This is a genomic window from Dactylosporangium sp. CA-139066 (assembly GCF_050936175.1).
Lineage (GTDB): Bacteria > Actinomycetota > Actinomycetes > Mycobacteriales > Micromonosporaceae > Dactylosporangium.
On the sequence record NZ_JBNJNH010000001.1, the window covers coordinates 1212649 to 1235452 of the forward strand.

The 22804-nt window shown below is 72.3% G+C and carries 20 protein-coding genes; 14 read left to right on the forward strand and 6 right to left on the reverse strand.

What is annotated here, in order from left to right:
• Window positions 1-5: 5 nt before the first annotated feature.
• Window positions 6-1922 carry a helix-turn-helix domain-containing protein gene (locus tag ACQEVU_RS05780; protein WP_433334810.1) on the reverse strand — a complete coding sequence of 639 codons (1917 nt, stop codon included), beginning with the start codon at window positions 1920-1922 and terminating at the stop codon, window positions 6-8.
• An 11-nt stretch (window positions 1923-1933) separates the two neighbouring features.
• Window positions 1934-2728, reverse strand: a complete 795-nt coding sequence (locus ACQEVU_RS05785; RefSeq protein ID WP_433321493.1) for a 3-hydroxybutyrate dehydrogenase — start codon at window positions 2726-2728, stop codon at window positions 1934-1936.
• A 142-nt stretch (window positions 2729-2870) separates the two neighbouring features.
• Here ACQEVU_RS05785 and ruvC point away from each other — a divergent pair, with 142 nt between their 5' ends.
• From ruvC to ACQEVU_RS05825, 8 genes are all read left to right on the forward strand, one after another.
• A complete protein-coding gene (ruvC, locus tag ACQEVU_RS05790; protein ID WP_433321494.1) occupies window positions 2871-3383 on the forward strand; it encodes a crossover junction endodeoxyribonuclease RuvC in 513 nt (170 codons plus the stop codon).
• Window positions 3380-3979, forward strand: coding sequence for a Holliday junction branch migration protein RuvA (gene ruvA / locus ACQEVU_RS05795; RefSeq protein WP_433321495.1), 600 nt, complete (start codon window positions 3380-3382; stop codon window positions 3977-3979). The genes ruvC and ruvA overlap by 4 nt, the downstream gene beginning before the upstream one ends.
• Window positions 3976-5040 carry a Holliday junction branch migration DNA helicase RuvB gene (gene ruvB, locus ACQEVU_RS05800; RefSeq protein WP_433321496.1) on the forward strand — a complete coding sequence of 355 codons (1065 nt, stop codon included), beginning with the start codon at window positions 3976-3978 and terminating at the stop codon, window positions 5038-5040. The genes ruvA and ruvB overlap by 4 nt, the downstream gene beginning before the upstream one ends.
• 123 nt (window positions 5041-5163) lie before the next feature.
• Complete coding sequence (gene yajC, locus ACQEVU_RS05805) at window positions 5164-5514, forward strand: preprotein translocase subunit YajC (RefSeq protein WP_433321497.1); 351 nt, start codon at window positions 5164-5166, stop codon at window positions 5512-5514.
• Window positions 5515-5595: 81 nt separating this feature from the next.
• Window positions 5596-7440, forward strand: coding sequence for a protein translocase subunit SecD (secD, locus tag ACQEVU_RS05810; RefSeq protein ID WP_433321498.1), 1845 nt, complete (start codon window positions 5596-5598; stop codon window positions 7438-7440).
• A gap of 2 nt (window positions 7441-7442) precedes the next feature.
• Window positions 7443-8609 carry a protein translocase subunit SecF gene (secF, locus tag ACQEVU_RS05815; protein WP_433321499.1) on the forward strand — a complete coding sequence of 389 codons (1167 nt, stop codon included), beginning with the start codon at window positions 7443-7445 and terminating at the stop codon, window positions 8607-8609.
• A gap of 70 nt (window positions 8610-8679) precedes the next feature.
• A complete protein-coding gene (locus ACQEVU_RS05820) occupies window positions 8680-9204 on the forward strand; it encodes an adenine phosphoribosyltransferase (protein ID WP_433321500.1) in 525 nt (174 codons plus the stop codon).
• 103 nt (window positions 9205-9307) lie between these two features.
• A complete protein-coding gene (locus ACQEVU_RS05825; RefSeq protein WP_433321501.1) occupies window positions 9308-11863 on the forward strand; it encodes a RelA/SpoT family protein in 2556 nt (851 codons plus the stop codon).
• Window positions 11864-11974: 111 nt separating this feature from the next.
• Here ACQEVU_RS05825 and ACQEVU_RS05830 read toward each other — a convergent pair whose 3' ends face one another.
• Entirely contained in the window at window positions 11975-12841 is an 867-nt protein-coding gene (locus ACQEVU_RS05830) for a peptidylprolyl isomerase (RefSeq protein WP_433321502.1), read from the reverse strand.
• A 53-nt stretch (window positions 12842-12894) separates the two neighbouring features.
• The gene (locus tag ACQEVU_RS05835) at window positions 12895-13803 is read right to left on the reverse strand and encodes a peptidylprolyl isomerase (protein ID WP_433321503.1); all 909 of its coding nucleotides are present in this window, start codon (window positions 13801-13803) and stop codon (window positions 12895-12897) included.
• Window positions 13804-13990: 187 nt separating this feature from the next.
• On the opposite strand from ACQEVU_RS05835, the gene ACQEVU_RS05840 reads away from it, so the two are divergent.
• From ACQEVU_RS05840 to ACQEVU_RS05855, 4 genes are read left to right on the forward strand one after another with little or no spacing between them, the layout of a single operon-like run.
• Window positions 13991-14674: an MBL fold metallo-hydrolase gene (locus tag ACQEVU_RS05840; RefSeq protein ID WP_433321504.1), complete on the forward strand. Its 684-nt coding sequence runs from the start codon at window positions 13991-13993 to the stop codon at window positions 14672-14674.
• A 6-nt stretch (window positions 14675-14680) separates the two neighbouring features.
• Window positions 14681-16006, forward strand: coding sequence for a histidine--tRNA ligase (gene hisS / locus ACQEVU_RS05845; RefSeq protein WP_433321505.1), 1326 nt, complete (start codon window positions 14681-14683; stop codon window positions 16004-16006).
• Between the two features lie 40 nt (window positions 16007-16046).
• Complete coding sequence (aspS, locus tag ACQEVU_RS05850; protein WP_433321506.1) at window positions 16047-17885, forward strand: aspartate--tRNA ligase; 1839 nt, start codon at window positions 16047-16049, stop codon at window positions 17883-17885.
• Between the two features lie 25 nt (window positions 17886-17910).
• Entirely contained in the window at window positions 17911-19359 is a 1449-nt protein-coding gene (locus tag ACQEVU_RS05855; RefSeq protein ID WP_433321507.1) for a replication-associated recombination protein A, read from the forward strand.
• Between the two features lie 166 nt (window positions 19360-19525).
• On the opposite strand, the gene ACQEVU_RS05860 is transcribed toward ACQEVU_RS05855, so the two are convergent.
• Window positions 19526-19750, reverse strand: coding sequence for a hypothetical protein (locus tag ACQEVU_RS05860; protein WP_433321508.1), 225 nt, complete (start codon window positions 19748-19750; stop codon window positions 19526-19528).
• 594 nt (window positions 19751-20344) lie between these two features.
• Window positions 20345-20503 (reverse strand): hypothetical protein, encoded by a 159-nt coding sequence (locus tag ACQEVU_RS05865; RefSeq protein WP_433321509.1) that lies wholly within the window; start codon window positions 20501-20503, stop codon window positions 20345-20347.
• Between the two features lie 919 nt (window positions 20504-21422).
• On the opposite strand from ACQEVU_RS05865, the gene ACQEVU_RS05870 reads away from it, so the two are divergent.
• Both ACQEVU_RS05870 and ACQEVU_RS05875 read left to right on the forward strand, forming a co-directional pair.
• The gene (locus ACQEVU_RS05870) at window positions 21423-22157 is read left to right on the forward strand and encodes a hypothetical protein (protein ID WP_433321510.1); all 735 of its coding nucleotides are present in this window, start codon (window positions 21423-21425) and stop codon (window positions 22155-22157) included.
• Between the two features lie 170 nt (window positions 22158-22327).
• Window positions 22328-22774, forward strand: coding sequence for a DUF948 domain-containing protein (locus tag ACQEVU_RS05875; protein ID WP_433334812.1), 447 nt, complete (start codon window positions 22328-22330; stop codon window positions 22772-22774).
• The last annotated feature ends 30 nt before the right edge of the window (window positions 22775-22804 follow it).

Below are 22804 nucleotides of genomic sequence, written 5' to 3' on the forward strand. Positions count from 1 at the left end.
AGACTCTACGAGGTGCTGAGGCGGTGCAGGCGCAGGGCCAGCTGTACCTCAAGGGCCCGCTCCGGCTTCTGCCAGTCGGCGCCGAGCAGCTGGGCGATGCGCTCCAGGCGTTGCGTGACCGTGTTGACGTGGACGTGCAGGACCTCGGCCGCGCGGGCCAAGCTGCCGCCGACGCCGAAGTACGCCTCCAGGGTCTTGACCAGGGCGGTGCCCCGGCGGGCGTCGTAGTCGACGACCGGGCCGATCGCCGAGTCCAGGAAGGACCGTACGTCGCGGTCGCGGCCGTCGGGGGCCGAGCCGAGCAGCAGGCCGACGAAGCCGAGCTCGGCCGTGCTGGCGCCGGTGCCGGTGCGGCCCAGGGCCGTGAGGGCGGTGACGCAGCGGTCGGCGTCGCGGTAGGCCGCGGCGATGCCCTCGGGAGCGGTGGCGGGGCCGCCGGCGCCGGCGGTGACCGGGCGGGCGAGCAGCTTGCCGAGGTCGCGGGCGACGGCGCGGGCCGCGGCGCCGGGCGCGTCGCCCGGCAGGAGCAGCACGATGTGGCCGTCGCGGGCGGCGGCCAGGCCGGAGCGGGTCTGGGCGTACGTCTGCGCCCACGACACCGCGCGTTGGCGGATCGAGCCGGCGGTGGACTGGCGGAGCGGACCGGCGGTGAATGCGTCGGCGCCGATGGCTACGACGACGTTCGGGGCGTCGAGGTCGACGCCGAGGCGCTTGGCCCGGGCGCGCAGGGCGTCGGCGTCGCGGACCGGGCGGGTGATGACGTCGTCGAGCAGTTCGCCGCGGACCCGGCCCTCGGCCTCCGCCACGGTACGCCGGAACAGCTGCAGCAGCGCCGTGACCACCGCGGCCCGCTCGAGGATGCGCTGGTCGGCGTCGACGAGCGCTTCGTCGGGGCGAAGGGCCAGGGCGCCGAGGTTCTCCGCGCCGGCCACGACGGCGGCGAACCACAGGGCGCCGCGGCGCACGCTGCGGCCCTCGGTGCGCGAGGCGGCGAGGGCCTCGGCGATGGCGCTCGGGTCGGGCTGGTCGAGCTCGCCGACGAGGGCGAGGCGGCGGTTCTCGGCGTCCAGGACGAGCAGGGAGCCGCCGAGGACCTCGACGACGACCGCCGCGACGTCCTCGACGCCGGCGCCGCGCAGGACGAGGGCGGTCATGCGGTCGTGGGCGGCGGCCGCGCGCTCGACCGAGTCGCTGTGCGCGCGGATCACGCCGTTGGCGGCGGAGAGCTCCTCCAGCGCGGCCTGCGTCTCGCCGAGCAGGCGGGCGGTGTCGATCGCGACGGCGGCGTTGGCGGCGAGCGAGACGAGCAGCGACACCTCCTCGCGGGCGAACGGGCGGGCGGAGCGGTTGGCCGCGTAGAGCACGCCGATGATCCGGGATCCGAGCCGCAGCGGTACCCCGAGAATCGCCACGAGGCCCTCCTCGCTCACGCCGGCGTCGATGTCGCCGGTGTGCCGGAAGCGTTCGTCGCGGGGATAGTCGGCGGTGACGTACGGGCTGCCGGTCTGCGCGACCAGGCCGCCGAGGCCGGCCCCCATCGGCAGGCGCAGCGCCTGGAAGCGGGCCGAGATCGAGCCGTCGGTGACCCGCATGTACGTGTCGCCGCGGGTCTCGTCGTTCAGCGTCATGTACGCCACGTCGGCCCCGAGCAGCGTCCGCGCCCGGTGCACGATGGCGGCAAGGACCGCGTCGACGTCGCGCAGCCCGGCGAGGTCGCTGGCCGTGTCGAACAGGCCGGACAGCTCCTCCTCGCGCCGGCGGCGCCGCTCCAGCAGGGCGCGCACCCGCAGCGCCACGACCTTGGCCTGCTCCAGCTCGGCGATGTGCTCGGGCGGCAGGCCGGCGTTGCGGGCGGCGACGAGCGGGCCCTCGAACTCCACGGCGGCCGCCTCGCGGGCCAGCAGCTCGAGGTACTCCAGCATCGTCACACGCCCTAGTGTGCGGTCCAGCCGCCGTCGATCGACAGCGAAGTACCGGTGATGAAGCCCGCGACGTCGGTGCAGAGGTAGGCGACGAGCTCGGCGACCTCGGCCGGCTCGATGAGGCGCTTGATCGCGGCGCTGGTCAGCATGATCTTCTCGACGACCTCGGACTCGTCGATGCCGTGGGTGCGGGCCTGGTCGGCGATCTGCCCCTCGACCAGCGGGGTGCGCACGTAGGCGGGGTTGATGCAGTTGGAGGTCACCCCGTGCGGCGCGCCCTCGAGCGCGACCGTCTTGGACAGGCCCTCCAGGGCGTGCTTGGCGGTCACGTACGCCGCCTTGAACGGCGAGGCCCGCAGCCCGTGCACGGAGGAGATGTTCACGACCCGGCCCCAGCCGCCGGCGTACATGTGCGGCAGCACGGCCCGCACCAGCCGGAACGGCGCGGCGACCATCACGGTCTGGATGTAGCCGAAGCGCTCGGGCGGGAAGTCGTCCAGCGGGGCGACGTGCTGCAGGCCGGCGTTGTTGACGAGGATGTCGGCGTCGAGGTGCCCGGCCAGGCGGCCCTCGATGTCGTCGAGGTCGGCCAGGTCGGCGACCACGGGCACGACCCCGGCCTCCTCGGCGAGCGTCTTGATCGGCTCGGCGTCACGGTCGACCGCCACCACCCGCGCCCCGGCGGCGGCGAGGCGCGCGGCCACGGCGCGGCCGATGCCGCTGCCGGCCCCGGTGACCAGCGCGGAGCGCCCACGCAGGTCCAGCGCGACCACCTGCTGTGGGGTAACGGGGTGTGGCGTCGTCATGGCGGGAAACGTACGAGGCTTCGCGCGCCCGTCCCATGGGGCGCGCCCACATACCTTCACGGTAGTCGGTGTGTGTGTCGTAGCGCCGCGGTTCCAACATCATCCGATAGGGTGTCGAACACACGTATGAGGGGAGCAGGGCGTGCGCGTGCTGGGGGTCGACCCAGGCTTGACCCGATGCGGCGTCGGGGTGGTCGAGGGCCGGCCCGGCCGGCCGTGCAAGCTCGTGCACGTCGAGGTGGTCACCAGCGACCCGGACATGGACCTGCCGCTGCGCCTGCTCGGCCTCGACGAGCGGCTGGCCGAGGTGGTCCAGGAGTTCAGCCCCGCCTCCGTCGCCGTCGAGCGCGTGTTCAGCCAGCACAACGTGCGCACCGTCATGGGCACCGCCCAGGCCGGCGCCGTCGCGATCCTCGCCGCCGCCCGGGCCGGGCTCCCCGTTCAGCTGTACACCCCGAGCGAGGTAAAGGCCGCCATCAGCGGCAACGGCAACGCCGACAAGGCACAGGTCACCGCGATGGTGACCCGGCTGCTGCGGCTGGAGGTGGCGCCGCGCCCGGCCGACGCCGCCGACGCCTTAGCCTTGGCCATCTGTCACGTCTGGCGGGGCGGCGCGCGGGAGCGCATCAGCGCCGCATTGAGGAGGGCCCGGTGATCGCGAGCGTTCGCGGCAAGGTGATGGCGGTGTCGCCCGACGGCGCCGTGATCGAGGTCGGCGGGGTCGGGCTCGCCGTGCAGTGCTCGCCGCACACCATCGCCGAGCTCCGGGTGGGGCAGGAGGCGCGGCTGGCCACCTCGCTGGTCGTGCGGGAGGACTCGCTGACCCTCTACGGCTTCGCCGACGACGAGGCCAAGCAGCTGTTCGAGCTGCTGCAGACCGCGACCGGCGTGGGTCCGCGGCTGGCCCAGGCGGTGCTCGCCGTGCACACCCCGGAGGTCGTGCGCCGCGCGATCTCGGCCGCCGACACGTCGACGCTCACCCAGGTGCCGGGCATCGGCAAGAAGGGCGCCGAGCGCCTGGTGCTGGAGCTGCGGGACAAGATCGGCGCGCTGCCGGGCGCCGGTGCCGTGCTCGTCGGCGGTGCGGTGTGGCCCGAGCAGGTCCGCCAGGCCCTCGTCGGGCTCGGCTGGAACGAGAAGCAGGCCGACCAGGCCGTGGCGGCCGTGGCCGAGCAGCTCGACGGGCAGACCGCCCCGCCGGTGCCGGTGCTGCTCAAGCAGGCGATCCGGATGCTGGGCTCGTTGCGATGACCGACCCGCTCGTCAGCGCCTGGGCCTCCGACGAGGACGCGGTCGCCGACCAGACCGTGCGGCCGAAGCGCATGTCGGAGCTGATCGGCCAGCACCGCGTCCGCGAGCAGCTGCACCTGCTCCTGCAGAGCGCGCTGCGCCGCGGCAGCCCGCCCGACCACATCCTGCTGTCCGGCCCGCCGGGGCTGGGCAAGACCACCATGGCCATGATCGTCGCCGCCGAGCTGAGCTCCGGGCTGCGGATGACCAGCGGGCCGGCGATCGAGCGGGCCGGCGACCTGGCCGCCGTGCTCACCAGCCTGCAGCACGGCGACGTGCTGTTCATCGACGAGATCCACCGCATGGCGCGGCCGGCCGAGGAGCTGCTGTACAGCGCCATGGAGGACTTCCGCGTCGACGTCGTGGTCGGCAAGGGCCCCGGCGCGACCGCGATCCCGCTGGACGTCGAGCCCTTCACGCTCGTCGGCGCCACGACCCGCAGCGGCCTGCTCACCGGCCCGATGCGCGACCGCTTCGGCTTCGTCGGCCAGCTGGAGTTCTACGAGCCGGAGGAGCTCGAGCAGATCATCACGCGCTCGGCCCGCATCCTCGACGTGCCGATCCTGGACGACGGCGCGGTGGAGATCGGGCGGCGCTCCCGCGGTACACCTCGAATCGCCAACCGGCTCCTGCGCCGGGTCCGCGACTACGCCGAGGTGCGCGGCAACGGCGTGGTCGATCTCGCCGCGGCGCGGGCCGCCCTGCGGGTGTACGACGTCGACGAGCTGGGCCTGGACCGGCTGGACCGGGCGGTGCTCGCGGCCCTGCTGCGCCACGGCGGCGGGCCGGTCGGCCTGTCCACGCTCGCGGTCGCCGTGGGTGAGCAGCCGGACACCGTCGAGGAGGTCTGCGAGCCATTCCTGCTGCGGACGGGCCTTATCGCGCGTACGCCCCGTGGTCGTATCGCCACCGCGAGCGCATGGCGGCACCTTGGAATCCCAGCCCCCGCTGGTACCGTCGGTGGCGGAAACCCAGCGGGCGGCATGTCCCAAACACCCGATCTGTTCAGCTTGGAGCCCTAAGCTCCCTGCCTGTCGTGATGGAGCCGTTACGGACGCCGGTTTACGTGGTCTCCGACACACAGACTAGACTCGCCGCGATCCGCTGCGCGGACATCAGATAACTCGAACCGGAAGGCCCATATCGTGAATTACGCCGACGCGAGCACTGGCGGGGGCTCATCAGCATTCCCGTTCATCCTCCTCGCCGGCTTCGCCATCGTCGTGTACTTCCTCATGATCCGCCCGCAGCAGAAGCGCCGCCGCGAGGTCGAGAGCATGCAGTCCGCGATGGGTGTCGGCGACGAGGTCGTCACGGTCGGGGGCCTCTACGGCATCGTGGCCGAGGTCAATGACGACACCGTGCTCCTGGAGATCGCACCGGGCGTCACCGCCAAGTACGCCCGCCAGGCAATCGGCAAGGTGGTGCAGAAGGCGGCCGCCGACGACGAGGCCGCCAACGAGGAGGAGTCCGCCGGCACCGCGGACTCCGACTGAAATCCCGCTCGCAAGTCCCGCTCTGTGAAACATTCACGCCGCGCGAACCCCGCCGGCGTCGTGTAGGGAGACCCGACAGCCGTGGCACAACCTCAGGCACCGATGCGCCCGAGCCGCCAGCTCGCCGTCCTTGCCGCCATCTTCATCATCCTTGCCTCGATCGTATGGTTCGGGGGCAAGGGTGGGTGGCGGGACCGGCTCGAGCCGAAGCTGGGCCTTGATCTGATCGGCGGGACCACGGTCACGCTGCAGGCGCAGAACCTGGAGGGCAACAAGAAGCCCACCCAGGCGCAGATGGAGACCGCTCGGAGCATCATCGACCAGCGCGTCAACGGTCTGGGTGTCTCCGAGGCCGAGGTCGTCGTCGAGGGCAACAGCAACATCGTGGTCTCCCTGCCCGGCAAGAGCGACGACCGCCTCAAGCAGATCGGTCAGACCGCGGAGCTGCGCTTCCGCACGGTGCTGCAGCAGACGGGCGACACGGGTGCGACCGACCCCTCGGCGTCGGCCTCCGCTTCGGCGTCCGGCTCGCCGAGCGCCACGGGCTCGGCCGCCCCGTCCACCTCGGCGAGCGGCTCGGCCAAGCCGAGCGACCCCGCCTCCTCGGCGCCGGCCGCGACCCCGACCCCGTCGGGCACCGCCGCCGCGGGCGCGACCCCCGCGCCGAGCGACTCGGTGGCCCCGGACATCGCCACCCAGCGCGCCGCGGTGCAGAAGAAGCTCGGCGACGCCGTGTGGGCCGCCGCGCTCGCCGAGCAGGCGCCGGTCGACTTCAGCCAGGCGCCGGACAAGGCCCAGACGTACAAGGGCTTCAAGGACCTGACGCCGGAAGAGGTCGCGGTGCTGCCGGCCTCCATGCAGTACAACATCCCGTACGTCACGTGCGACAAGCTCAACCACCGGCCGGTCGGCTCGATCAGCAACAAGGACCAGCAGGCCGTCGCCTGCGGCCCGGGCGTGAAGTACCAGCTCGACGTGGCCAAGGTGCTCGGCACCGACGTGTCGAAGGCCAGCTCCGGCATCAACTCGCAGAACGGCAAGTGGACGGTCAACCTGTCCTTCCACAGCGACGGGCAGAACCGCTGGACCGACCTGACCCGCGAGGCCTACAACGGCGGCCAGAGCAGCAAGCAGGTCGCGGTCGTGCTCGACAACACCGTGGTGTCGGCCCCGACGATCCAGGCCGTCATCCCCGGCGACGCCGAGATCAGCGGCACCTTCACGAAGTCCGAGGCCCAGCTGCTGGCCAGCCAGCTGCAGTACGGCGCCCTGCCGCTGTCGTTCAAGTCGCAGGACGCGCAGAGCATCTCGGCCACCCTGGGCAGCTCCCACCTGGAGGCGGGCCTGCTCGCCGCCGGCATCGGCCTGCTGCTGGTGGTGCTCTACTCGTTCTTCTACTACCGGCTGCTCGGCGGCGTCATCATGATCAGCCTCCTGCTCTCCGGCGTGCTGGTCTTCATGTCGCTGATCATCCTGGGCCGCTGGATCGGCTTCACGCTGAGCCTCGCCGGCTTCGCCGGGTTCATCGTCTCGCTCGGTGTCGCCGCCGACTCCTTCGTCATCTACTTCGAGCGGCTCAAGGACGAGATACGTGAGGGCCGCAGCCCGCGCAGCGCGGTGCCCCGGGCCTGGGTCCGTGCGCGCCGCACGATCATCTCGGCCAACACGATCACCCTGCTCGCGGCGGCGATCCTGTACTTCGTCTCGATCGGCTCGGTGAAGGGCTTCGCCTTCGCCCTGGGCGTGGCGACGATCCTCGACCTCGTGGTCGTGTTCCTCTTCCGTCACCCGATCATGACGCTCTTCGCTCGAAGCAAGGCATTCTTGTCACCGAGGGTCAGTGGTCTCGGCCGGGTCCTCGAAAACCGCCCGACGACCGAGGCGACTCCGGCCACGACGCGTCGTAACCGCCCGAAGGAGGCCTGACGATGAGCGCGGGTGGGATCGCAGCCCGGCTGTACCGGGGTGAAGCCGGCGTCGACATCGTCGGCCGCCGCAAGGTCTGGTTCACCGTCGCCGGCATCGCGATCGTGATCGCCATCGCCAGCATGCTGGTGCGGGGCTTCACGCTCGGCATCGAGTTCGAGGGCGGCAACCAGTACAACGTCCCGGTCAAGGTCGGCACGCTGGACCAGGTCGAGCAGGCGTTCACCAACGCCGGCGTCTCGGTCAAGACCGGCCAGACCGTCGGCGACAGCCAGTACGTCATCAAGACCGAGCTGATCACCGACCCGAAGAAGCAGGACGACGTCAAGAACGCCGTCGCCCAGCACTTCAACATCGACGCCAACCAGATCAGCGACAGCTCGGTCAGCACCTCGTGGGGCGGGCAGGTCACCGACAAGGCGGCGCTGAGCCTCGCGATCTTCCTGGCCGCGGTGCTGGTGTACCTCATCGCGCGCTTCGAGTGGCGGATGGCCGCGGCGGCGATCGCCTCGCTGCTGCTCGACCTGGTGCTGACGGGCGGCGTGTACTCGCTGGTCGGCTTCGAGGTCACCCCGTCGACCGTCATCGGCTTCCTGACGATCCTCGGTTTCGCGCTGTACGACGTGGTCGTGGTCTTCGACAAGGTGCAGGAGAACACCCGTGGCATCACGGGCTCCAGCACCTCGACCTACTCCGAGGCGGCCAACCTGGCGGTCAACCAGACGCTGATGCGCTCGATCAACACCGGCCTCGTGGCGCTGCTGCCCGTCGGCGGCCTGCTCTTCATCGGCGCCGGCCTGCTGGGCGCCGGCACGCTGAAGGACCTCGGCCTGGTCCTGTTCATCGGTATGGGCGTCGCGGTGTACTCGTCGATCTTCTTCGCCACCCCGGTCCTGGCCGAGCTCAAGAGCCGCGAGCCGCGGCTGCAGGCGCACGCCAACCGGGTCATGGCCAAGCGGAACGCGCAGGCCAAGGAGGCGGCGAGCAAGCCGCAGACGGTGGCCCGCGACAGCGACGGCGTGCCGATCGGCGGCCCGGCCAAGTCGGTGGAGCGCTCCGAGCTCGCCGGCGCCGCGCCGCGCCCGGGCGCCCGCCCGTCGGCCCGGCCGGGCCAGGGCAAGCGCCCGCGGGCGAGCGGCCGCCCCGGTGGCGGCAGCGGCCGCCGATAATCGATCTGGTAGTAATCAACGGGCGTCGCGGTTGCCGCGGCGCCCGTTGCCGTTTGCGTGGGAGGCCCGGGTGGAGATCGCCGATCTGGTCGCGAGCAAGGTCCTGGACGTGCCGGACTTCCCCAAGCCGGGGGTCCTGTTCAAGGACCTCATGCCGCTCTTCGCCGACGGCCCGGCCTTCGCCGCCAGCGTCGACGCGATCATCGCCGAGCACGGCGCCGGCAGCTTCGACGTCGTGGCCGGCATCGAGGCCCGGGGGTTCGTCATCGCCGCCGCGATCGCCTACGCGACGGGCAAGGGGGTCGTACCCGTACGCAAGGCCGGCAAGCTGCCCCGCAAGACCGTGTCGGCGACCTACGCGCTGGAGTACGGCGAGGCGACCCTGGAGGTCCACGCGGACGCCTTCCTGGCGGGGGAGCGGGTCCTCGTCGTCGACGACGTGCTCGCCACCGGCGGCACCGCGGAGGCCACCCTGGAGCTCGTCGAGCGGGCCGGCGGGTCGATCAGCGGCTTCAGCGTCCTGCTGGAGCTCTCGTTCCTCGAGGGCCGGTCCCGACTGGCCCCGCGCCCGGTTCATGCCCTGTTGACCGTCTGAGGGGCGTTCCCGGGCGTTTTCCCGGCACTTTCCCTGACGGGAAATGTCGGCGGGGACGGGTAAGCTTGCACCTCGGATCGTTGTCGGCGATGAGGAGCGGCCGGTGACCGGCGACATCGCACCCCCCATTGAGGGTACGGTCGACCACGTGCAGGATGAACCGCAGGAGGCCAGCGAGAACGCCACGCCGGAGACGGCCGAGGCGGGCGGCGTGGTGCTGCAGTTCCCCGTGGCGCCCGCAGGCACGCCCCAGCGCCGGGCCTCGGACCGGCCCGGCACGTCGGCGGGCCGCCTCGATGCGGGCCAGCCCCGCCGCTCCGCCGAGGAGATCCTCGGCGAGGACACCGAGGACCTGACCGACGCCGCGGGCGGCGTGACCGGGGCCGTCGCCGGCTTCGTCGGCGCCGCGCCGACCGGCCGCCGGGTCCGCGCCCGCCTGGCCCGCTTCAACGCGCCCTGGCAGAGCCCCTCGGTCAGCGAGGTCCTCGAGCCGCTCATCGCCCAGCACAAGGCCAGCCACCCGAAGGCCGACGTGCGGCTGCTGCAGCGGGCGTATGACATGGCCGAGCACTTCCACAAGGGGCAGTACCGCAAGTCCGGCGACCCCTACATCACGCACCCGCTCGCCGTCGCCACGATCCTCGCCGACCTGGGCATGGACACCACGACCCTGGTCGCGGCGCTGCTGCACGACACGATCGAGGACACCGAGTACACGATCGAGCGCATGCAGGTCGACTTCGGCGGCGAGGTCACGCTGCTCGTCGACGGCGTCACGAAGCTGGACAAGGTCAAGCTCGGCGACGCGGCGAAGGCCGAGACGATCCGCAAGATGGTCGTCGCGATGGCCAAGGACCCGCGGGTGCTGGTCATCAAGCTGGCCGACCGGCTGCACAACATGCGCACCCTGACCTTCCTGCCCCGCCCCAAGCAGGAGCAGAAGGCCAAGGAGACCCTCGAGATCCTCGCGCCGCTGGCCCACCGCCTGGGCATGAACACGATCAAGTGGGAGCTGGAGGACCTGGCGTTCCGCACGCTGTTCCCCAAGCGCTTCGACGAGATCAGCCGGCTCATCGCCGAGCACACGCCCCAGCGCGACTCGCTGCTGCGCACCGTGACCCAGAAGGTCGCCAACGACCTCAAGGCCGCCAAGATCAAGTCCGAGGTGACCGGGCGGCCGAAGCACCTGTACTCCGTCTACCAGAAGATGATCGTCCGGGGCCGCGACTTCGGCGACATCTACGACCTGGTCGGCGTGCGCATCCTCGTCGACACGGTGCGCGACTGCTACGCGGCGCTCGGTGTGATCCACGCGAACTGGCAGCCCGTGCCGGGCCGGTTCAAGGACTACATCGCGATGCCGAAGTTCAACATGTACCAGTCGCTGCACACGACGGTCATCGGACCCACCGGCAAGCCCGTCGAGCTGCAGATCCGCACCTACGCGATGCACCGCACCGCGGAGTACGGCATCGCGGCGCACTGGCGCTACAAGGAGACGAAGAACGCCACGATCGCCGGCCCGCCGGCGCACATCGACGAGATGACCTGGCTGCGGCAGCTGCTGGACTGGCAGCGCGAGGCGAGCGACCCGAGCGAGTTCCTCGACGCGCTGCGCTTCGACCTGTCCAGCCAGGAGGTGTACGTCTTCACGCCCAAGGGCGACGTCATCGCCCTGCCCACCGGCTCGACGCCGGTCGACTTCGCCTACGCGGTGCACACCGAGGTCGGGCACAAGTGCATCGGTGCCCGCGTCAACGGCAAGCTCGTGCCGCTGGAGAGCACCCTGTCCAACGGCGACGTCATCGAGATCTTCACCTCGAAGTCGGAGACGGCCGGCCCGACCCAGGACTGGCTGGGCTTCGTCAAGAGCCCGCGGGCCCGGACCAAGATCCGGCAGTACTTCAACAAGGAGCGCCGCGAGGAGGCGATCGAGGCCGGCAAGGAGGCGATCGTCAAGGCCATGCGCAAGCAGGGCCTGCCGCTGCAGCGCCTGCTGACCTCCGAGTCGCTCATGACGATCGCCCGCGAGCTGCACCTGATCGACGTCGCCGCCCTCTACGCCGCCGTCGGCGACGGCCAGGCCTCGGCCCAGTCGATCGTGCAGCGCCTGGTCGCCGGCTACGGCGGCGAGGAGGGCGCGGTCGAGGACATCGCCGAGACCGCCATCCCGACCCGCCCGGCCCGCACCAGGACGGCGGCCTCGGACCCCGGCGTCGAGGTCCTGGGCGTCGACGACGTCTGGATCAAGCTGGCCCGCTGCTGCACCCCGGTCCCCGGCGACGCGGTCTTCGGCTTCGTAACGCGCTCGGGCGGCGTGAGCGTCCACCGCGACGACTGCGCCAACGCCGCGGACCTCAAGGAGCAGCCGGAGCGCGTGCTCGAGGTGAGCTGGAAGCCCACCAGCGCGTCGACGTTCCTGGTGGCGATCCAGGTGGAGGCCCTCGACCGGCACAAGCTCCTGGCCGACGTCACGCGGGTGCTGTCCGACGAGAAGGTCAACATCCTGTCGGCGACGGTGACCACGACGCGGGACCGGGTGGCGATCAGCCGCTTCTCGTTCGAGATGGCCGACCCGAAGCACCTCAACCACCTGCTGGCCGCCGTGCGGCGCATCGACGGCGTCTACGACGCCTACCGGGTCACCTCGGGGGCCTGAGAGGCATTCCTTCGGGGCGTGGGCTCGCGGGCCCCGTCCGGACTGTGCAGCGCAAAAGCGAGGGCCGTTCCCGGTTCCCCGGGAACGGCCCTCGCCGTCTGACCTTGGTGACTACGCCTGCGGAGCGCTCATCGTCAGGGACTTGATGCGCACCTCGGTCTTCGGCTTGCCCTCGCTGGCCGCGGCCGACGGGTCGGCCGACGGCTCGGCCTGCACGCCCGCCTCCGCGACCTTCTTGACCAGGTCGAGGCCCTCGGTCACGCGGCCGATGACCGTGTAGTTCGGGTCGAGCTGGGCGATGTCCTTGTACACGATGAAGAACTGGCTACCCGTGGACGCCGGCTGGCCGTTGTTCGCCATCGCGACCACGCCCTCGCCGTAGGCCGGGCGCTTGCCGGTCGGCAGGTTCTCCTCCGCGTAGCGGTAGCTCGGGCCGCCGTAGCCGGTGCCGAACGGGTCGCCGCACTGCAGGACGTAGACGCTCTGCAGCACCAGGCGGTGGCAGATCGAGTCGTCGAAGAACTTCTTGCTGGCCAGGTACGTGAAACTTTCCGCGGCGCACGGGGCGTGGGCGGTGTCGACCTCGATCTTGATCGTGCCGACGCTCGTGTCCAGCGTCATCGTCTGGGTGCCGGTGCGAGCCTCGCCGGTGGCGGGGGGCTTGCCCACGTCCTTGGTGTTCTTCGCCAGCTCCGGGTCGGCCGAGGCGCTCGAGCTCGGGTCGACCAGCGGCAGCCACGAGCAGCTGGTGGGGGTGGCCGAGGCCGACGGGCTGGCGCCCGCCTGCTCGTCCTTGTCGCCGCTGGTCACCGCGACGACCACCCACGCCGCGGCGAGCAGGACGATCAGGGCACCGGCCCCGGCGGCGATCGTCGTGTTGCGGCGGCGCCGGAGCCGGGACTGCTCGGCGCGCACGGTCATCTCCCGCTCCAGCTTTGCGCGAGCCGCTGCGCGCTGACGGTCCCGGTTGGTGGTCACGGTTGGTACTCCTTGCTCAACAGGGATGGGGTGGACTTACGAAACTGCCCTTGTCAGGACTTGCTGCTGGCCGAGGGGGCGGCCGAGGCGCTCGATGCCGGTGCCGAGCCGCCCGTCGACGGGGCGGGGGTCGGCTCGGTCTCGTCCGGCGCCGTGTCGGTCACGCTCAGCGTGCTGATCTTGACCTCCTCCTTCGGCTTGCCGTCGGCGGAGCCGTTGTCGGTGCCGGCCGCGCCGATCTTCTGCAGCACGTCCAGGCCGCCCGTGATGGTGCCGAAGATCGTGTAGTCCGCCGGGAACTGCGTGTCCTTGAAGACCAGGAAGAACTGGCTGCTGTTGCTGTCCGGCTGCGAGGAGTGCGCCATCGCGACCGTGCCCATCGGGTACAGCGCCATGGGGGTGCCGGGGTCCGCCGAGGGGGCGGCGCTCGGGTCGGCCGACGGCTCGATCGGCGACGGCACGTTCTCGTTGGGGAACCGGTACGCCGGCCCGCCGCTGCCGTTGGGCGGGTTGCCCGGGTCGCCACACTGCAGGATCGCGCCGGTGACGCGGTGGCAGGTGGTGTTGTTGAAGAAGTTCTTGCCGGCCAGGTAGCTGATGCTGTTCACGGTGCACGGCGCCTTGCTCGGGTCGAGCTTGGCGGTCACGGTGCCCTGGCCGAGGGTCAGCGTCATGGTCTTGACGCCGTTCTTCACGATGTTCTTGGTCGGCGGCTTGCCGACGTCCGTCACCCCGTTGCCCGGGTCGACCGCCGTGTAGGCGCACTCGTCGGCCTGGGCCGGCGCGGGAGAGAAGCCTCCGGTCTTCCAGATCACGACCACGACCAGCAGCACGAGGACCACCGCACTGCCGATGCCCGCCTGCCACTGGCGGCGTCGCCGCGCCGCGGCCGCCCTCCGAGCGATCTGGCGTTCGGTCTTGGCGCGCGCCAGAGCGCGCTGCCGGCTCTTACTGGAAGCCACCTGTGCTCCCCTCCAGGAAAATACATTTGGGTGCCACGTCACACGCCCGCCAGAGTGTACGGGTAGAACCCGGAATGCGGGTCGCCGCCCGGTCACGGTTCGCTGTACCTGACCTCCGGATAGGGTCTAGCTGGAGATTGGCTCGGACATCGACGTTGGTTGGACATTGACAGGAGGGAGCGCCGCCGTGCTTGTGGTCGGCTTCCCCGCCGAGGCATTCGGCACCAACTGCTTCGTCGTGGCCCCGGCGCCGGGTGAGCAGTGCGTGGTGATCGACCCGGGCATCGGGGTCGTCGACCCGCTGGACGAGGTGCTGGCCGAGCACCGGCTCCAGCCCGCCGCGGTCCTGCTCACCCACGGTCACCTCGACCATACGTTCTCGGTGACGCCGGTCTGCGGCGCGCGGGGCATCACGGCGTACATCCACCCGGACGACGGCGAGATGCTCGCCGACCCGGCCAAGGGCCTCAGCGCCGACCTGACGTCGCTCTTCGGCGGCCGCCTGACGTGGACCGAGCCGGAGGACGTGGCACCGCTCGAGGACGGCCTGGTGCTCAGGATCGCCGGGCTGGAGCTGACCGTCGACCACGCGCCCGGCCACACCCGCGGCTCGGTCATGTTCCGCGGCGGCGAGGGCGACGACAAGCTGTGCTTCTCCGGCGATGTGCTCTTCCGCGACTCGATCGGCCGCACCGACCTGCCCGGCGGCAGCATGGCCCAGATGATGGCCAGCCTGCGCGACAAGGTCCTGACGCTGCCCGACGAGACCGTCGTCCTGCCCGGCCACGGCCCCGAGACCACCATCGGGCGCGAGCGGGCGCGCAATCCGTACCTCCGTGAGGCGCTCGAGGCGCCGCGAAAGGGCTGGTAGACACCGATGACCCGACCCACGCCGCTGTCCGGCTTCCCGGAGTGGCTCCCCGCCCAGCGCCTCGCGGAGCAGCAGGTCCTCGACCGGCTGCGGCGCACGTTCGAGCTCTACGGCTTCGCCCCGCTGGAGACGCGCGCGGTCGAGCCGCTCGACCAGCTGCTGCGTAAGGGGGAGACCTCCAAGGAGGTGTACACCCTGCGCCGGCTCCAGGCCGCCGAAGGCGAGGAGGAGCAGAGCCTGGGGTTGCACTTCGACCTGACCGTTCCGTTCGCCCGTTATGTCCTTGAAAATGCCGGGAAGCTGCAGTTTCCCTTCCGGCGGTACCAGATCCAAAAGGTATGGCGGGGCGAGAAGCCGCAGCATGGCCGCTACCGGGAGTTCCTCCAGGCCGACATCGACATCGTCGACCGGGACACCCTCCCGCCCCACTATGAGGCCGAGATCCCCCTGGTCATCGGCGACGCGCTGCGCTCGCTGCCGATTCCCGCTGTCAAGATCATGGTGAACAACCGGAAGCTCTGCGAGGGCTTCTATCGGGGCCTTGGCCTGGAGGATCCCGAGGAAATCCTGAGGATAATCGACAAACTCGATAAAATCGGGGCAAATGCCGTGACGCAGCTCATCGTCCAGGCCGGCGGCACCGACTCGCAGGCCAAGGCGTGCCTCGCCCTGGCCGAGATCCGGGCGCAGGACGCCTCCTTCGCCGACGCCGTGCGCGGGCTCGGCGTCGAGCACCCGCTGCTCGACGAGGGGGTGTCCGAGCTCGCCGCCGTCGTCGAGACGGCCCGCGAGCACTCGCCGGGCCTGGTCGAGGCCACCCTGAAGATCGCCCGCGGGCTCGACTACTACACCGGCACCGTGTATGAGACCGAGCTGTCCGGCTACGAGCAGTACGGCTCCATCTGCTCCGGCGGCCGCTACGACAACCTCGCCAGCGCCGGCAAGGACGTCTTCCCCGGCGTCGGCATCTCCATCGGCGTCTCGCGCCTGCTCGGCCTGCTCTTCGACGCCGACGCGCTCGCCGTGAGCCGGCCCACCCCGACCGCGGTGCTCGTCGCGCTGTGGAACGAGGAGGAGCGGGCGGCCAGCAACCGCATCGCCGCCGCGCTGCGCGCCCGGGGGATCGCCACCGAGGTGGCGCCCGTCCCGGCGAAGCTGGGCAAGCAGATCCGCTACGCCGAGCGCCGCGGCATCCCGTTCGTCTGGTTCCCGGCCAGCGCCTCGGCCGAGGGGGGCGACCAGGTCAAGGACATCCGCTCCGGCGAGCAGGTCCCCGCGTCCAGCGACGACTGGAACCCCCCGGCCGAAGACATGGCCCCCATGCTGCGGTGAGAGAATGAGCAGTCTTGCGTAGTTCGCCGAAGGAGACCCTGTGATCCGATCCCATGAGTCCGGCACCCTGCGTGGCGCCGACGCCGGAACGACCGTGACGCTGGCCGGCTGGGTGGCCCGCCGCCGCGACCACGGCGGGGTCATCTTCGTCGATCTGCGCGACGCCTCGGGCGTCGTCCAGGTGGTCTTCCGCGAGGAGATGCAGGCCGCGCACGCGCTGCGCAACGAGTACTGCGTGCTCGTCACCGGCGAGGTGCGGGCCCGCCCGGCCGGCAACGAGAACCCGGACCTGCCCACCGGCGAGGTCGAGGTCGTCGCGACCGGGCTCGACGTGCTGTCCGAGGCCGCACCGCTACCCCTGCCGATCGACGACGGCGAATCACGGGGCGGTGAGAATGTCAGCGACGACGTGCGCTACCGCTACCGCTACCTCGACCTGCGCCGCAGCGGCCCGCACAAGGCCATGAAGCTGCGCAGCCGGGCCAACCAGATCGCCCGCAACCTGCTCGCCGACCGCGACTTCGTCGAGGTCGAGACCCCGACGCTGACCCGCTCGACGCCGGAGGGCGCCCGCGACTTCCTGGTGCCCGTACGGCTGCAGCCCGGCACCTGGTATGCGCTGCCCCAGTCGCCGCAGCTGTTCAAGCAGCTGCTCATGGTCGGCGGCCTGGAGCGGTACTACCAGATCGCCCGCTGCTACCGCGACGAGGGCTTCCGGGCCGACCGGCAGCCGGAGTTCACGCAGCTGGACATCGAGATGTCGTTCGTGACCCAGGACGACATCATCGAGCTGGGCGAGTCGATCGTCCGGGCCCTGTGGTCCGACCTCGCCGGGCACGAGATCGACGGCGCCATCCCGCACCTGACCTGGCACGACGCCATGGCCCGCTACGGCTCCGACAAGCCCGACCTGCGCTACTCCGTCGAGCTCACCGAGCTGACCGAGTACCTGCGCGGCACCGAGTTCCGCGTGTTCGCCGGCGCCATCGACGCGGGCGGCTACGTCGGCGCGGTCGTCATGCCCGGCGGCGCCGCGCAGACCCGCAAGGAGCTCGACGGGTGGCAGGACTGGGCCAAGGCGCGCGGCGCCAAGGGCCTGGCCTACGTGGTCCTCGACGCTGCAACAGGTGAGGCCCGCGGCCCGGTCGCCAAGAACCTGTCCGCCGAGCACCTGTCGGGTCTGGCGGATTTTGTCGGGGCCAAGCCGGGCGACGCGGTCTTCTTCGCCGCCTCGACCGAGCGCCGCGAGGCGCAGGAGCTGCTCGGCGCCGCCCGCATCGAGATCGCCAAGCGGGCCAAGCTGGTGGACGAGAGCGCCTGGGCGTTCTGCTGGATCGTCGACGCGCCGATGTTCGAGCCGACCGACCCCGAGGCCGGCGGCACGGGCGGCGGGGCGAAGGGCTGGACCGCGGTACACCACCCGTTCACCTCGCCCAACGCGGACTGGATCGACCGCTTCGAGGAGGCGCCGGGCGAGGCCCTCGCCTACGCCTACGACATCGTGTGCAACGGCAACGAGATCGGCGGCGGCTCGGTCCGTATCCACCGCGGCGACGTGCAGCGCCGGGTCTTCGACATGCTCGGCATCACCGCCGAGGACGCCGCCGACAAGTTCGGCTTCCTGCTCGAGGCGTTCAAGTACGGCCCGCCGCCGCACGCCGGCATCGCGTTCGGCTGGGACCGCATCTGCATGCTGCTTGGCGGCTACGACTCGATCCGCGAGGTCATCGCGTTCCCGAAGACCGGCGGCGGCTACGACCCGCTCACCGGGGCGCCGACCCCGATCACCGCCGAGCAGCGGGCCGAGGCCGGCATCGACGCCAAGCCCAAGGGGCCGGTCCCGCACGACGTCAAGGTTCCGGTCGAGCGCTCGAAGTGAGATCCAGACTGTAGGGTCTGGGGCCGTGGACGGCTTGTTTGAGGTTCAGCCACCCGGTGGCGGCAGCGATCCTGTCGCCACCGGGGCCTTCACCGACGTGGCGGCCGACTCGCCGCTCGCCGTGCGTATGCGCCCGGTCACCCTCGATGAGCTGGTCGGCCAGCAGCACCTGCTGGCCCCGGGCGCGCCGCTGCGCCAGCTCGTCGGCGCTGCGAATGGATTAGCCCCGCGCAGCGGCGCCTCGCCGATGTCGGTGATCCTCTGGGGCCCGCCCGGCTCGGGCAAGACGACCATCGCCCACCTCGTCGCCGGCGCCACCGACCGGCGCTTCGTGGCGCTGTCCGCGCTGTCGGCCGGCGTCAAGGACGTCCGCGCGGTCATCGACACCGCCCGCCGGGAGCGCCGCCGCGGCGGGCCGCCGACCGTGCTGTTCATCGACGAGGTACACCGCTTCAGCAAGACCCAGCAGGACTCGCTGCTCGCCGCCGTCGAGGACCGGACCGTCACGCTGCTCGCGGCCACCACCGAGAACCCGTACTTCTCCGTCATCTCGCCCCTGCTGTCGCGCTGTGTGCTGCTGACGCTGCAGCCGCTCACCGACGACGACGTGCGCGCCCTGCTGCGCCGGGCCGTCGCGGACGCCCGCGGGCTGGACGGCGCCGTGGCGCTGGACGCGGACGCGGAGGCGCATCTGGTACGCCTGGCCGGCGGCGACGTGCGCAAGGCCCTCACGGCGCTGGAGGCGGCCGCGGGCGCGGCGGCGGCGCAGGGCAACCCCAGCATCGACCTGGCGACCGCCGAGAAGGCCGTCGACGTGGCCGCGCTGCGCTACGACCGGGCCGGCGACGAGCACTACGACGTCGTGAGCGCGTTCATCAAGAGCATCCGCGGCTCGGACGTCGACGCCGCCCTGCACTACCTGGCCCGCATGATCACCGCCGGCGAGGACGCCCGGTTCATCGCCCGCCGCATGGTCATCTCAGCCAGCGAGGACATCGGCATGGCCGACCCGACCGCGCTGCCCATCGCGACGGCGGCCGCGCACGCCGTGGAGTACGTCGGCCTGCCCGAGGTGCAGATCGTCCTCGCCCAGGCCGTGATCCATCTCGCCCTCGCCCCGAAGTCCAACGCGGTCGTCGCCGCCATCGGCGCCGCCATGGCCGACGTCCGCTCCGGACAGGGCGGTGCAGTTCCCGCGCATTTACGCGATTCGCACTACAAGGGTGCGAGCCGGGTCGGGCACGGGAAGGGGTACAAATACCCTCACGACGATCCCCGAGGCGTTGTGCAGCAGCAGTACGCCCCGGAGGGGCTCGGCGACCGGGAGTACTACCGCCCTACGGGCCATGGCGCTGAGCGCGCGGTGGCGGAACGATTGCCGAAGCTGCGGCGTATCGTGCGGGGGACCGGAGCGCCCGTCGAGGCGGGTGACGCTTCGGAGCAGGACGGCATTGCGGAGGAGCGGCACCGGTGACATCGGGTCGGGACGAGGCCAAGAAGCGGCGCGGCCGCGGCAAGGCCGAACAAGGCCCGAGCGACGACGAACTCGGCTGGCTGGCGGAGCTGCGCAGCGCCGGCCGCGGCGGCGAGGACGACCTGGGCTCGTTCGGCGGCCCGCCCGCGCCCGGCGACGTGCTCGATCAGGTGAATCCCCGCCGCACGGTACCGCCCCAGTCACGCAGCGAGGTCACGCCTCCGCCCGCCGAGCCGACGCAGGCCTGGCGCACCCCGCGCGACGGCGCCCGGGAGCCGGCCTCGGGTACACGCCCGGCCGCGCCGTCGCAGGGCGCCCCGGAGCCGACGCCGGCCTGGCGCACTCCTCGTGACGGCGCTCGCGAGTCGACGTCCGGTTCACGCCCGGCCATGCCGTCGCAGGGTGCGCGGGAGTCGACGTCCGGTTCACGCCCGGCGACGCCGTCGCAGGGTGCGCGGGAGTCGGCGTCCGGTTCGCGGCCGGCGGCGCCGTCGCAGGGTGGGCCGGACGCTACGCAGGCCTGGCGCGCGCCGCGTGACGGTGCGAGGGAGTCGACGTCGGGTTCGCGGGCGGCCACGCCGCCGCGCGATGCGGGGCGCGAGTCGCCGTCCGGGTCGCGGGGCGCGCCGCAGGACTGGCGCTCGCTGCGGGATGCCGTTCGCGAGACGCCGTCGGGCTCCAGGCCCGCGACGCCGCCCGCGTCTGCGCCCGGCGCGCGGCCAGCGACGCCGCCCTCGTCCCCGCCCGGCGCGCGGGCCGCGGTGCCGCCCTCGTCCCCTCCCGGCGCGCGGGCCGCGGTGCCGCCCGCGTCTCCGCCCGGCGCGCGGGCCGCGGTGCCGCCCGCGTCCCCGGCCGGTTCCCGGGCCGCTGTGCCGCCGGTGTCTTCGGCCGGCGCGCGGGCCGCGGTGCCGCCGCCGGCCGCGCCTAGTGGGTCCCGGGCTTCGGCCGCGGTGCCTCCCTCGGCGCCGGCCGCCGTGCCGCCGGCTCAGGGGCCGTCCGGCCGGGGCGAGCGGCCGGCGACGCCCGGGCTGTCGGGTGTGCCGGAGCCGTGGCGGGTCTCGAACGAGCCGTCGGGGGAGTCGCCGTCGCGCGGGCGCCGAGCCGCCCGCGAGGACGCCGACGCCTGGCGGGCCGCGAACGACACCCCACCGCCCGCCGCCGGTGCGGGCGCGGGCAACCCCGGTGCCGGCGCGGGCAACGCCGGTGGTGTTGGCAACGCCGTTGGTGGCGGTGGCAGTGCCGTTGGCGGCGGTGGCAGTGCCGTTGGTGGCAGCGCCGGTGGTGGTGGCGGGCGCCGCCGCGCGCCGGACAGCGAGCGGGAGTCGCCGACCGGTGGGCGCCGGGCCGCACATGCGCTGCCCGAACCCCGCCAGGCCGAGCCCGACGCGCCCGGCACCGGCCGGATCCCGAGCGGCCCCGGCGGCTCTGGTGCTTCCGGTGGCGGGCGTCGGCACGCGGCCGAAGCCGACGAGCCGGCGGCGTTCCGCTCGGGCCAGGGTCCGGGCGGCCGCAACCCGGGACAGGGACCCGACGTCCGCGGCGCCGAGCCGCGCGTGCCCGACCCGCGCGTGCCCGACCCGCGCGTGCCCGACCCGCGTACCGGCGACGCCCGCGGCGGCCGGGCCGCCGCTGCCGGCAACGCGCCGATGGACGCGCCGACTCGCGCTCCGGGCGGACCCAACGCTCCGGGCGCACCCCGCGGTTCGGGCGGCCCCAACGGTCCAGGCGGGGCCGGTGGACCCGGCGGTCCAGGCGGACCCGGCCAGGGCGGCCAGGGTGGCGCGGGCGGGAGCGGGCGCGACGGTCGTGGCGGTCCGGATGGGCCTGGCGGACCCGGCAAGGGCGGCCAGGGTGGCGCCGGAGGGCACGGGCGCGACGGTCGTGGCGGGCCGGGTGGGCCTGGCGGACCCGGGCAGGGCGGCCGTGGTGGCGCCGGTGGGCCTGGGGGGCCCGGTGGGCGGCCTACGCCGTACCAGGGTGGAAGGGCGCCCGGCGGGCGGTTCCCGGGCGACGGGCCGCCGCCGAAGCCGTTCGTCGACCTGGCGCGGTTCGATCCGAATCCGGTGACCTACCGGGGCACGGCCAGCTCGCCGATGGCGTTCGACTGGGAGTCGACGACGCAGGTCGCGCCGTTCGGGCTGTTGCAGCGGGCGCAGGCCAAGCGGGTGCGGCAGCTGCGGTTCGCCACGATCATTTTCGTGGTGCTGGCCGTGGTCAGCGCGCCCGCGGCGTTCTTCGTCATCCGGGAGCTCTCGCGGGACCCGGTCTTCGTCGAGCTCGACGACCTCAACCTGCCCGAGTGGGCGGCCCGCAACCCGACCGACGGGGCGCTCGGGAGCCGGTGGTGCATCCGGGAGTGCCGGTCGCGGCAGCGCACGTGGGAGTCGGCGCGCGGGCCCGAGGAGACCAACCGGGCCTTCGTCGGCAAGCTGCGCGACGCCGGCTGGGTCGAGTGGGACATCCCGGACTGCCAGGCCGAGGGCGTGGACGGGATCGAGACCTGCTGGCAGCGCGACGAGTACGTGCTGGACCTGTGGGTGCGCGCGGCCGTCTGCGACGTGAAGGGGGCCCGGCCGACGATCAGCCCGGCGCCCGGCTCCAGCGCCACGAAGGCGCCCACCGGCAAGCCCAGCGCGACCAAGGCGCCCTCCGCGCCGGCGTCGGCGGACCCCGGTGGCGGCGAGAGCGAGGCCCCCGGGCCCGCGCCGACGGCGATCTGCCCACTGGCCGTGACCACCATCAAGGTCTTCAACCGGATCAGCTACGACCCGGGCGGCGGCGGCCAGGGCGGGCCCTGACGGCCGCGAATAAGAGCGGCCCGGCGGCGCCCTGACGCCCGCGGATGAATGCACCGGCGGTGGGGCAATACCGTTTCGCGGCCGGTCGAAGCGCGGGGCCGCATCACGGAGGGTAGGGTTCCTCCGTTGGAATCGCGCATCCATGCGGGTTGAAGGAGGCATGCGTGACCGTGTCCCTGGGCGGAATCGCGGCGCTGGTGGCGTCTGGTGGATTCTTGGTGCTCGTCCTCGTGCTTGCCGTGCCGATCCTGCGCGTGCGCCACACGATCGACGCGGCCACCGTTGCCATGCGCGACGCCGGCAATCAGACCACACCGATGCTCGAGCGGGTCAACATGACCATCGACAACGTCAACACGGCGCTGACGCAGGTGCACACGACCCTCGACGGGGTCAACATGCAGCTCGCGCGGATCGACACCATCACCGAAAACGTGTCGCACGTCAGCGCAAACGTTGCGAACCTGTCAACGGTGGTCAGCGCCGCCGCGGCCAACCCGCTGGTGAAGGTCGCCGCATTCGGGTACGGGGTGCGCAAGGCCGCCGCCAACCGTCGCCGCGACGCGGACGAGGCCGAGGTGCGCGAGCAGATCAAGCAGCGTCGCCGGCGCGGCTGACGCGGTACGAAATCACATATCTGAAGGAAG

Coding starts and splice junctions, on each gene's coding strand:
- ACQEVU_RS05785 (WP_433321493.1), bottom strand. CDS start 2,728: ATGACGACGCCACACCCCGTTACCCCACAGCAGGTGGTCGCGCTGGAC.
- secF (WP_433321499.1), top strand. CDS start 7,443: ATGAGCGCGGGTGGGATCGCAGCCCGGCTGTACCGGGGTGAAGCCGGC.
- hisS (WP_433321505.1), top strand. CDS start 14,681: ATGACCCGACCCACGCCGCTGTCCGGCTTCCCGGAGTGGCTCCCCGCC.
- ACQEVU_RS05860 (WP_433321508.1), bottom strand. CDS start 19,750: ATGGCCGGGCGTGAACCGGACGTCGACTCGCGAGCGCCGTCACGAGGA.
- ruvB (WP_433321496.1), top strand. CDS start 3,976: ATGACCGACCCGCTCGTCAGCGCCTGGGCCTCCGACGAGGACGCGGTC.
- ACQEVU_RS05780 (WP_433334810.1), bottom strand. CDS start 1,922: ATGCTGGAGTACCTCGAGCTGCTGGCCCGCGAGGCGGCCGCCGTGGAG.